Below are 8188 nucleotides of genomic sequence, written 5' to 3' on the forward strand. Positions count from 1 at the left end.
TCATAGGATGCTCGGAAGAGGAGGTATGATGTTCCTCAACATGAAAAGTTGACCCTAAAGTAAACAGTAGTGTTATCTATATTTCTGTCGTGACACTTATCTTTGCGCCTCGGGTTCTCTAACGAACTAACATTGAATGCTGTCAAAATTGGGAGGAGTTGATAAATCGCAATAATAAAGGCGACAATAAAAACGGCTATTCCATATAATTACTTACATTTGAGAGTCGCTCTAACAAACAAACTTATTAACCTATAGTCGCTTCATCGTCCCAATGAAAGATTTTTTACCTAAATGCCCTGTGATTACACAGGATTATCCATCCAGCGATTTCTACAACTTTTATGTGTGGGGAAATGACCTCATACTTTCAGATAATTTTTCGAATTTTGTGCTGGAAGCCTTACCATATATCTTAAATCTGGAGGGGACAAAACTCGATTAGCATAGGGAATGATAGAGAATACATACAAATGGTATCCTGTTTATACGCGTTCACGGGCAGAGAAAAAAGCCTATGATGAGCTTTTCCGTAAGGGGATAACAACCTACCTGCCCCTCAAAAAGACGGTAAAGCAATGGAGTGATCGAAAAAAAATCGTTGAGGAGGCATTGATCAGATCTTACCTTTTTGTATATATCTCAAGTAGGGAATACGCTGAAGTGTTAATGACCAATGGCATTGCAAGATTTATCTATTTCTCCGGACAAATCGCATCCATCCCAGAACAACAGATCAATGATCTCAAACTCCTCTTGGCCACTGATGCAGACCTTGAGCTTATTGAATATGATATAAAGGCGGGGGAGAAAGTGTTGGTCACGGCTGGGCCATTTCAGGGCATGGTAGCGGAACTAGTATCGATACGCAATAAACAGCGTATTATCCTGCGTTTAAACAATATGGGCTATGCAATTAATATCAACACGTCAATGGCATTTATAACGCCATTCTAGCTAGCTAGAGTCTGGTGTGCATAGAACTATTACAACGTGGCTCTTGAAGCCAAGAACATCACTCCTGCTCAGCAGAACGTGGTAAGTCAATTAAATCGCATGATCAGTCATTTTTTATAAAAATGTGACTGAGGGGGCGAAGCCATGTGCAAGAGGGGAAAAAAACAATTATATCATTAAAACTTACTGATATCTACTCAATCTTCGAATTAAGAAAATCAAGAAATAAATGTGCCGAATAGCGGGAATAATTGATAAGAAAAAGGGAAATTTGGAGCTTGAGTCTGAGATTCAGTCTATGTGCGAGTTATTGGAGCACGGTGGACCGGATGATGAAGGTTTCCTTGTCGAAGAGGGCTTAGCCTTTGGACACCGGAGATTGGCATTAATAGACCTCTCCCCTTCCGGTCACCAGCCTATGTTTTATCATCAGGGACAACTGGCAATCACTTTCAATGGAGAGATTTACAACTACCTGGAGCTGAGATCAGAATTGATATCACTGGGTTTCGAGTTTTCTACAAAAAGTGATACCGAGGTTATCCTTGCAGGCTATCAGGCATGGGGCACGGGAAGCTTTGCAAAATTAAAGGGCATGTTTGCCTTTGCGATCTATGATCGAAAACTGGGAAAAAGTTTTCTGGTCAGAGATCCCTCGGGGATCAAGCCGCTATATTTCAGCACGGCAAATGAATCTCTGGTGTTTGCATCCGAGGTCAGGGCATTTAAATGGCTAAAACATGAGGAAAATCCGGATTGGAAGATCTATTTCCTTGCCTTTGGGCACATTCCGGAACCCTATACTACCTTTTTAGGAATAAACATGCTTGCCAAGGGACATTATCTATCCTGGGAACACCAAAATAATTTCTTTGAGATCCTAGGATTTGAATCTAACCGTGCCAACCCAAGGATCATGGACCAAGCTGTTGCAACTGATCAGGTCTTCAAGACATTGAAGGCATCAGTAAAAAGGCACCTTCTCTCTGATGCACCAATCGGCGTTTTCTTAAGTGGGGGGATTGATAGCAGCATCCTGACACTTTTGGCTGATGAGGTACAATTGGCAGAGAATGACCAAAAAGGAGTGAACACCTTATCCATAAATTTTGATGAGCATGAGTTCTCCGAAAAAAGTTATCAAGAACTGATAATAAGCCAGATCCGCGGATCCCACTCGGATTACACCATCAGCAAGGATTTATTTTCCTCTCTATTCCCAAGAGCCTTGGCTGCCATGGATCAACCCACAACTGATGGGATCAATTCCTGGTTCGTCAATTATTTCGCAAAGGAAAAAGGATTGAAAGCTGTACTATCCGGAATTGGGGCAGATGAATTATTTGGCGGATATCCCTCTTTTAGAAGAATGCCAAAGTTAAAATATCTCTCACTTGTGCCTAGTTCCCTTTTGAAGTTTGGCAGCTATTTCAACAAATCTGTTTTCAAACGGGCCTATTATCTCAGTTATAAAAACTTCGCGGGTCAGTATCTTTTTTTACGGGGCATCTTTAGCCCTCCAGAAATCGCAGCAATCCTAAATCTTCCTATTAGCAAAATTAATCTCGTACTAAAAAGCTTCCATGTTAATATGCCTCCTCATCTAAGCGACCAGGAAAGGGCAAGTTGGATGGAAACCAATCTCTATATGCAAAATCAATTGCTGAAAGATACCGATACGATGAGTATGCAACATGGCATTGAGGTCCGCATACCTTTTTTGGATGCAGATCTGATATCGCTTGTTAGCAGTATAAAAGACAACGTGCTGTATAGCGGAGAGCAACCTAAATCATTGCTTATTGAATCGTTTAAAAAACTGTTACCCCAAGCGATCTGGGACAGGCCAAAGATGGGATTCACCTTTCCCTTTCAGAAATGGCTTCAGGACGAAAAATGTCTGAACCATATTGGCACAGAAAGTAAAAAAGTAAATCAGCTCCTGTCTGATTTTAAGGCAGGAAAGCTTCATTGGTCAAAGGCAATGGCGCTTTACGTGTTATTCAAGGACAGGGATGCGGCTTGAAAGGCGAAAAAACCGCATGATTCTGTTAACGCTTAATGTATTTAGCTTGACGGGGGGAATCGAAAAGGTCAGTCAGATCATTGCAAAGGTACTCAATGACCATTCGGAGGAACTACATTCAGACAGCACATTTGAGACCCTTTCTCTTTGCGACCAGGATGATGATGTCGATTATCGATACTGTTCGAAACAGAACTTCAAGGGATATAATGGCAATAAGGTTTTCTTTGGAATTATGGCTACCATAAGAGGGCTGCAAAAAAAGACAATTATATTGAGTCATATCAATTTATTGGTTATAGCGGTTTTGATCAAATTATTGGATTCGAATAAACGCATTATCCTGATGGCTCATGGTATCGAGGTCTGGAGGAATTTAAGTCCATGGAAAAAATCATTCTTAAGAAAACATGTAGAGATCTGGGCCGTCAGTGAATATACTGCAAGCATACTCATTGCTAAACATGGTATAGCCCCCGAAGCAATCCAAATTTTAAATAACTGTTTGGATCCCTATTTCAACATTCCCGCACAGTTCGAGAGACCGAGCTATCTACTTAAGCGACATGGAATAAAGAAGAAGCAACCAGTGTTACTTAGCGTGAGCCGATTGTCCTCCTCAGAACTCTATAAGGGATATGACATTATTATTAATGCCACAAAAAACCTGATTAAGGATTTCCCAGATCTTAAATATCTGATTGCGGGCAAGGCCGATCCCCAAGAAAGGAAACGCCTGGAAGAATTGATTAAAACCCTGGGACTGGAAAATCAAGTGTTCCTACTGGACTTTATTTCGCACAATGAATTGGTAGATTACCTCTTACTGGCCGACTTATTTGTAATGCCAAGTAAGAAAGAAGGTTTTGGTATCGTCTTCATAGAGGCTGCCGCATGCGGTTGCACAGTATTAGCCGGGAACCAGGATGGAAGCAGGGATGCCCTGCTAAATGGCCAATTGGGGTTACTTGTTAACCCAGATGATGATAGAGAGATAGAAACAACAATTCATGATTACCTTAAAAAGGAAAATACAGTAGATCGATCTGCAAAACTTCAACGCAAATGCTTGGATTATTTTAGCTATAACCTTTATCAAAACAAAGTTCTAAATCTATTAACAACTAAAACATATTGATAACAAATGCATAATGATGAGCACGACTGGGTTATAGAGAGCAAAGGGTCACTTTTCGATCTGAAACTTAATGAGGTTTGGGCGTATCGCGATCTTCTGGTTTTATTGGTCAGACGTGATTTTGTTTCCTTTTACAAACAGACCATATTGGGTCCACTTTGGTTCTTTATACAGCCCCTTTTCACTACCGTTATCTTCACTTTTATTTTTGGGAACCTGGCGGGCATCTCAACTGATGGATTGCCAAAACCACTATTTTATATGGCAGGCATTACCGCCTGGAACTATTTTGCGGATTGTTTAAACAAGACCTCAACTGTGTTTAGAGATAACGCAGGCATTTTTGGGAAAGTTTACTTCCCGCGTTTGATCGTGCCCTTAAGTATTGTAGCAAGTAATCTTATTCGATTTGGGGTACAGATGATTTTGTTTTTAATACTCCTCGGTTTCTATTACTTTTCAGGCGCTAAATTTCACCCTACCTCAATTATTATATTGTTTCCATTTATCGTAATATTAATGGCCTTATTAGGTTTGGGGGCAGGAATGATTATATCCGCCATGACCACCAAATATCGCGACCTAACCTTTTTAGTTGGATTTGGGGTACAGCTTCTAATGTATGCTACGACTGTGATCTACCCATTATCCACTGCACTGGATAAATATCCTAAATACGCCTGGATTATTGAGTACAACCCCATGACTCCCATTATCGAAACATTTAGATATGGTTTTTTAGGAGAGGGCAGTTTTAGCTGGGGAAGTTTGGGTTACGTGACCTTTGTTACTCTTGTGCTGCTGACTTTTGGGATACTCATCTTTAACAAGGTGGAAAGAAATTTTGTTGATACCGTTTAAGATTAGTAGGCTATTCGGAACCTTAAGAAGTCTCCATGATAAAAATTAAAAAAAAACTTAATCAGCCTTTTTCATTACCAGGTTTCTTGAGCGAGAAATACTTGCCATCACTCGATGGCTGGAGAGCAATCGCGATATTGCTCGTAGTTCTTGGCCATGCAAAATTTACGGTTACAAAGGAGACAATATATTACAGATTCACAGAAAAATTTGTTTATGCCGAACTTGGTGTAAGAATTTTTTTTATAATCAGTGGTTTTCTAATTACTTCCCTTTTGATCAAAGAAACATTATTAACCAATAGAATTAATATTAGTCATTTTTTTATAAAAAGGGTATTGAGAATTTTCCCTTTATTATATCTTTATCTATCCGTGATCGGAATATTAATGGTTTATTACAAACTTGATCTAAACATTCATAACTTTCTTGGACCAATATTATATGTCTCTAACTTTACTTTTTACAATAATACGTGGTTAACTGGTCATACCTGGTCATTATCTATAGAGGAACAATTCTATTTGGTCTGGCCCTTTGTATTCTCAGCAATGACAAAAAAAGCCTGGCTTTTCTGCGTGTTAATTATTGGACTCATGCCCATGCTAAAGGTATTTTGGTATTATAAGGGATATTACATACAATCGCTTGGGCCGTTTTTAAACGGGGCAGATGCAATCTTCACTGGCGCACTATTATCCTTTTTATGTTTTAAGGGCCTAATGAAAGCGGATTCTAATTTTTGGGGGAGTAAATCATTCAAGATAATAGCGACATTGATACTCTTTCTCTGTTACTTTTTATCCCATCGAGGAATGATGGGCAAAATTCTGCTGCCATTTGGAGGCTTACTTACCGATATTTCTGTATGCTATCTTTTATTATCAACAATCATTCATCGGAAAGGATTTTTTTATGACATCTTGAATAACCCAATAGTTACCAAAATTGGAGTAATTTCGTATAGCTTATATATATGGCAACAGGTCTTTATTATCCCACAGGATTATTATACCGCCATCTTACCCAGATCAGCTTTTCCATTCAATATTCTGCTGTCTTTTTTGGCTGCCTTTATCTCCTACTATGGTTATGAGGTGCATTTTCTCAAGATGAAGAAGAAATTTATTTTTATTTATCCGTAGAATTAAAAATGTCAGTCGCAATTAAAGTTGAAAATTTAAGTAAGGCTTACCATCTGGGACAAATAGGCACCGGAACAATAAGTAATGACCTTGCAAGATGGTATGCAAACATAAGAGGTACGGAAGATCCATTTCTCAAGGTTGGAGAAACAAATGTTAGAGATTCTATCGGAACAAGCAACATCGTGTGGAGCTTGAAAGATATCAATTTCGAGATCCAACAAGGAGAAGCGGTGGGAATAATCGGAAGAAATGGAGCCGGAAAAAGTACGTTATTAAAGATATTGAGTAAAATTACAGCCCCTACTACAGGAAAGATATCCGGTAGAGGAAGAATTGCTAGTCTCCTGGAAGTAGGTACAGGATTTCATCCTGAGTTAAGTGGCAGGGAGAATATTTTTTTGAATGGTGCAATTTTAGGAATGCGTAAGAAAGAGATTCAGCATAAATTGCAAGAAATAATTGATTTTTCTGGAATAGAGCGCTACATTGACACTCCGGTAAAGCGCTATAGTTCGGGAATGTATGTTAGGCTCGCCTTTGCCGTGGCAGCATATCTGGAATCAGAAATACTAATTGTGGATGAGGTTTTAGCTGTTGGTGATGCTGAATTCCAAAAAAAATGTTTGGGAAAGATGAATGAAGTTAGTAAGGGAGAAGGCAGGACCGTTTTATTTGTAAGCCACAATATGAGTGCTATTCAAAAGCTTTGTAAAAAAGCAATTCTTTTAGAAAATGGACATATCACTTTTAATGGCCAAACGGATAAGGCTATCGAAAAGTATATTAAGATCACCAAGGCATCGAAATCTATCTATGAAATACCAATACCACTAACTATTGATGAAATACATGCTTACGCTCATCAATTGCGAATTGAGGATTTGAATGGGGAATTATTAAAAGAGATACCTGTTGGTTTACCATGGCAAATCGTAGTAGAATTTATCGTTAACAAGCCTACTAGTCATTTTATTATTGCGATTGGGATTAACAACAGTCTTGAGACAAATGTTAGGACATCATGGAGCGAGGAACAATATATGCAAGCAGGAAGATATACCGCAATTTTCCAACAAAACGATCTTATATTAGCTACTGACACTTACTACGTTACTGTAGGTTTATCTTCCTATGAAAGATCTATTCAGTACTTGGAAAATATTGCCACATTCACTGTCTCTGATGCCTTATACTCCGGACTAGATAAAACAATTATTAGAACAACAGGAACTGGAATTATCCTCAATCCCATGAGAATTAAAATTTTGAGAAATTAGGAATTGTAACTGACGCTTATCAAAAAAATTAAGAGATTGAGGAGTAAACCCATGAGCTATAAGAAATGGTAAAGACTGATAACGAATCGTTAAATGTTGGTAATTCAACCTATTTATATCAGGTAAAAAGTTAGTTATGGCGGAAAGATAATATTACCTTAAAGCTCCGCCAGAATTATAAATACAGAGATCTTGACAATTCAACTATTGATCAAACAATAGAATACCGGGAATTACCAAAGAAAATTTTCTTATAGAAACAAAGAAAGATAATGGATTTACTGAGCAAAGTCAAGAATGTATTTCGCAATAGGTTTCAAAAATCTAATAAAATGCGAAATTTTCGAGAGGAATTTGACAACTTCAACTTTCTAGATACAGATAAAAAGCTCCCTAACAGATGGGAAAATATCTACCCATGCCTAAATGATAGAACATGTGATACCAATTTCGATGCCCATTATATTTATCATCCAGCCTGGTGTAATCAGTAAGTTAATCTGCACAGAAATCGGCAAATAAGAATACACCAAAAACGGCAACAAGAGTGCACAAAAAAAACGGTAGGATAATTAAACCCCACCGTTTAATACGACCTTCATCGGCTTACGACAACTGATGAATATGCACGCATTCTTGAACAAATTTATGATGTATTATGAAATTAAGCGAATGTCCCTTGCCGGACGTTCAGCTTCAAAGATCAGCAAGGCGCTGAACTGTAACCGCAGAACGGTAAAAAAGTACCTTGAGATGGATGACGGGGAGTTTGACGCCTTTG

General features: G+C 38.5%; 7 protein-coding genes. All 7 read left to right on the forward strand.

What is annotated here, in order from left to right; translation table 11 throughout:
• Positions 1-274 precede the first annotated feature (274 nt).
• The 7 genes from EZ449_RS22730 to EZ449_RS19275 all read left to right on the forward strand — a co-directional run bounded on the left by EZ449_RS22730 (position 275) and on the right by EZ449_RS19275 (position 7407).
• A complete protein-coding gene (locus EZ449_RS22730) occupies positions 275-445 on the forward strand; it encodes a hypothetical protein (protein WP_165499811.1) in 171 nt (56 codons plus the stop codon).
• 8 nt (positions 446-453) lie between these two features.
• Positions 454-957, forward strand: a complete 504-nt coding sequence (locus tag EZ449_RS19250; protein WP_131561972.1) for a UpxY family transcription antiterminator — start codon at positions 454-456, stop codon at positions 955-957.
• Positions 958-1186: 229 nt separating this feature from the next.
• Positions 1187-2983, forward strand: a complete 1797-nt coding sequence (gene asnB, locus EZ449_RS19255; RefSeq protein ID WP_131561974.1) for an asparagine synthase (glutamine-hydrolyzing) — start codon at positions 1187-1189, stop codon at positions 2981-2983.
• A 16-nt stretch (positions 2984-2999) separates the two neighbouring features.
• Complete coding sequence (locus EZ449_RS19260) at positions 3000-4121, forward strand: glycosyltransferase family 4 protein (protein ID WP_165499812.1); 1122 nt, start codon at positions 3000-3002, stop codon at positions 4119-4121.
• A 6-nt stretch (positions 4122-4127) separates the two neighbouring features.
• Complete coding sequence (locus EZ449_RS19265; RefSeq protein WP_131561977.1) at positions 4128-4982, forward strand: ABC transporter permease; 855 nt, start codon at positions 4128-4130, stop codon at positions 4980-4982.
• Positions 4983-5017: 35 nt separating this feature from the next.
• A complete protein-coding gene (locus EZ449_RS19270) occupies positions 5018-6127 on the forward strand; it encodes an acyltransferase family protein (RefSeq protein WP_131561979.1) in 1110 nt (369 codons plus the stop codon).
• An 8-nt stretch (positions 6128-6135) separates the two neighbouring features.
• Positions 6136-7407, forward strand: a complete 1272-nt coding sequence (locus EZ449_RS19275) for an ABC transporter ATP-binding protein (protein ID WP_131561981.1) — start codon at positions 6136-6138, stop codon at positions 7405-7407.
• Positions 7408-8188: the final 781 nt, after the last annotated feature.

It is taken from the genome of Pedobacter frigidisoli, assembly GCF_004331675.1.
In the GTDB taxonomy this organism is placed as follows: Bacteria; Bacteroidota; Bacteroidia; order Sphingobacteriales; family Sphingobacteriaceae; genus Pedobacter; species Pedobacter frigidisoli.